Here is a 3,321-nt window from a genome sequence, read left to right on the forward strand (position 1 = left end):
GAGACTGAAAAAATAGGTGGCTGGAAAAAATCAGAAAACTTATATATTGAATTTTTATATCATTGTCAATTTGAATATATTGGGAAATAATTATTTCTCTGTATTATAAAAATAAAGTTAATAAATTGATGCTGGGATAATTACAGAATCTCTACTTCCAGATTCGATATATTATAAAATTAATGTTAGAAATTGGAGATAATTTTATTGTATTGAATAACGTGGTCTGGAAGAGAATTGGCTTTTTGTACTATGATCGACTTTTGAAAAAACGAGATTGAAAAATCAGGTCGGATTATATATACGGTATTCGCTCCATAATTGACCGGCTCTGCCTTCTTTTTTTTATATTTTTTATTGCCATATTGCTGTAAATCAGTTAATTATATTGTTTCACTAATATACAAAAGTGAAACAAATGTGCTTTTGCTCTTTGTTTTGCCTATTCTTTTGTTTTTGATACTCTTTTGAAATAATTACAAATTTATCCTTTTGTGTATGTGATTTGTTCCCGTTCCTTTTTGCATCCAGGTAACAACATCTCGCGCGCGTATATGTGTGCACATGTGTGTACATGTGTCACGATTTGCCCTAATAAGTAATCACGCATACACGCGCGTGTGTTGGGAATGCTTATTTCATTGATTATCAATTGCTTATAGATGGCGTTCTTTGTTTCGTATTTATATATTACTGAAAATCAATTGTTTATAAATTATTTTAGTCTTAAAATGAAAGTTTTTGCAGTTTTATTTGTGTATATCAAATAAGCGTTATATCTTTGTATCGTCAAGTTAAGATAACGGCTACTTGATAAAGTGTTTACTTTCCGTTTTGGTTTTTATCTGTAAACCTACAAAAAGCGAAAACCGCAAACAGATACGAGATAATAAACGTAATTAATAACCGTAAAAACAAGAAGTAAGAAACGGACAAAAGAAAGTAGTACATAAAAGCAAAAGGAGTGCGAAAGCGAAAGCAAAAGCGCACGCCCAGACATAAAACGGGATGTTTTGTGAACGGGGAAAGAATACCCATAACTGTAATGGTCAGTTATTAAAGATTGTCATGCAAACCGTCGCTGGCACTATGGGGGAGCTATATACATAAGTCTGCTACAAAAGCGTGCCATAGGTGCGTAGCTCCATGCAGCAAAAGGGAAAAGCGTGGGCTTAGTGCCATAAGTGTGCCTGTCACACTTGCATACCGAAAAACGGATGTCTGCGCAAAGGTGTGAAAATCTGCCCCTAATGCGAACTGAGAAAAGGTGAGCCAAAAGTGCGTGAAAACGTAAAACTGACTCTGTCGAAAGTGTGCCCAAGTTGCACCACCGTAATCACCAACGCAACGCAGCCCTAACAGTGAAGAAGTGTATGCCAAAAGTGTGCTTTAACGGTAACGATGGAAATTACCTACCACATAGGCGAAAGCGTATGTAAAAAGCTGCAATTCAATCGGTTTGGTTGCAGTTGGTGAGCACTCATACACAGGGCGCACGGCTCCGTTGCGCTGTTAGTGACGGGCAAAAAGTTGTACATAGAGTGTGCTGGATAGGTGAATGTCCAGTATGCTCTGATTGGGCTTTAACGCAATCGAAAGCGTGTAAACGTTTTCGGTGGTGCGTTCCTATTTTGGTAGGTCGGGGTTCGATTCCCCGATTGCCTACAATGCGCTATTGCAGAAAATTCCTAAAAAACAGTAATCATGGGAACAATTAGTAGGTATAACAGTGTACAATTTGAGAACTTAAACGCAAATGAGTTGGTAGGCGTAACTTTGGTGTATAAGAGTGTAAATCGTGACGGAGAAACGCATTATTCAGGACTGAATTTTGCCGGTGATGAATACACGCCAAAGGATAAGACACAGGACGAGATTTTCCGCGTGTGGAAGAATGTGGTAGCTACGTTCTGGACTGTGAAAGCGGTGGAAGCTGGGCTGCGTGAAGATAATGGTGGTATTGCATCCAAATTGCGTAGCGGTACACCGGCTGAAATCATAGTGCGTACAAGTGATTGCAAAGTGTCAAAGAAGTGGGATGTTGAGGGAAGTGTATGGAGCCGTATTGGTTTGGTGCCTACAAAGAAAGACCTGGATTGTGCAGCGCGTGATTTTAAGAAGAAAATTCATGCTGCTACAAAAGCATCTTTCGATGCTCTGAAATTCCGTTTGAACTTTGAAGAAGTAGCCGCAAAAGCCGCTGACTATTATGAAATCTTGGGTGTGAAGCATGATGCTACGGAAGCGGAAATTAAAGCTGCATACAAACAAGCTGCTAAATCTGCTCATCCTGATGCCGGTGGTTCCAATGAAAAGATGCAAGAGGTAAATGCAGCATGGGAAGTGCTGGGAAACGCTCAAAAGCGTGCGGAATATGATGCGCGAATGGCTGCATAAATAAAGAACTGGTAAGTCATAACATACATAGCACGTCTGGAGGTGAATACAGGCGTGCTATTTCTATGGGTAAAACGAACGTGGAAGCGTAGCGTGCAAGAAGTGCGAGTCTTTGTTACCCACTTTAATTGTGGCATGTACTTTTGAGTGCGTGCTATTTTTGTGTCTGATTGTAAACCTTTAAAAAATAAAGCATGAAACGAGCAAGAATCCAAAGAACGAGCGTGAAAATCATTTCTACCTCTTGTGCAAGTATGACATTTTATTTGCCTAAATCTCAAAATGTTACCGTGAAGCGGAAAACTGTGTATGATTTATTTAAAGCGTAAATCTATGAAGAAGTATGTTGTGGTATATAAGCGGAAAAAGTATATCAAAGTAGCTACTGCAATTGGTAGTAAATTCTATAGAATCTTGGTAGTTATATGTCTGTTGTTTTCCTGTATTACGATAAATGCCAAAACTATAAGGGTATTTACAGGAAACATACAGCGCGTGGAGAAGACTGTGAGAATAGATGGAAACACTTACTTCCTAACATTGAAAGATGGTACCATGTACCAACTAGAGAATGAGAAGCAATATAGTATTGTATTGGAGAGTTGGAAATATTTCAAGTTTATAATGATTGATGTGAAAGATAATGGCAAGAAAGAATGATATAGCCAGTTTCTTCTACTATATGTGGAATTGCTGGGATGAGCACGAATGTGCTGTTGCTTTTGAAAAAGCCGAATGTGGATGGAGGCATTTATGGAATAAGTATCGTGAATATAATAGTCAAAATGGTCATTATGGAGCGGTAGAAGAATTTTTTGCCAATTTGGATGACAGGAATCAGAACTTACTTGTAGAGCGTGCACTGGAAATGTACAGCGGTAAAAAACGTATCAAATGAAAAAGATATTCAAAGTAATCGTGGGA

The 3,321-nt window shown here is 38.3% G+C and carries 3 protein-coding genes; all 3 read left to right on the forward strand.

The window, feature by feature from the left end; genetic code table 11:
* The first annotated feature begins 1,704 nt into the window (after positions 1 to 1,704).
* The 3 genes from KFO40_RS25400 to KFO40_RS25410 all read left to right on the forward strand — a co-directional run bounded on the left by KFO40_RS25400 (position 1,705) and on the right by KFO40_RS25410 (position 3,295).
* Positions 1,705 to 2,397, forward strand: a complete 693-nt coding sequence (locus tag KFO40_RS25400; protein WP_008768591.1) for a J domain-containing protein — start codon at positions 1,705 to 1,707, stop codon at positions 2,395 to 2,397.
* Positions 2,398 to 2,730: 333 nt separating this feature from the next.
* The gene (locus KFO40_RS25405) at positions 2,731 to 3,057 is read left to right on the forward strand and encodes a hypothetical protein (RefSeq protein ID WP_227034624.1); all 327 of its coding nucleotides are present in this window, start codon (positions 2,731 to 2,733) and stop codon (positions 3,055 to 3,057) included.
* Positions 3,041 to 3,295: a hypothetical protein gene (locus KFO40_RS25410; protein ID WP_138335695.1), complete on the forward strand. Its 255-nt coding sequence runs from the start codon at positions 3,041 to 3,043 to the stop codon at positions 3,293 to 3,295. The genes KFO40_RS25405 and KFO40_RS25410 overlap by 17 nt, the downstream gene beginning before the upstream one ends.
* Positions 3,296 to 3,321 lie beyond the last annotated feature (26 nt).

The sequence above is a fragment of the Bacteroides sp. 1001302B_160321_D4 genome (assembly GCF_015667765.1).
In the GTDB taxonomy this organism is placed as follows: Bacteria; Bacteroidota; Bacteroidia; order Bacteroidales; family Bacteroidaceae; genus Bacteroides; species Bacteroides xylanisolvens.

Coding starts and splice junctions, on each gene's coding strand:
- KFO40_RS25400 (WP_008768591.1), top strand. CDS start 1,705: ATGGGAACAATTAGTAGGTATAACAGTGTACAATTTGAGAACTTAAAC.
- KFO40_RS25405 (WP_227034624.1), top strand. CDS start 2,731: ATGAAGAAGTATGTTGTGGTATATAAGCGGAAAAAGTATATCAAAGTA.
- KFO40_RS25410 (WP_138335695.1), top strand. CDS start 3,041: ATGGCAAGAAAGAATGATATAGCCAGTTTCTTCTACTATATGTGGAAT.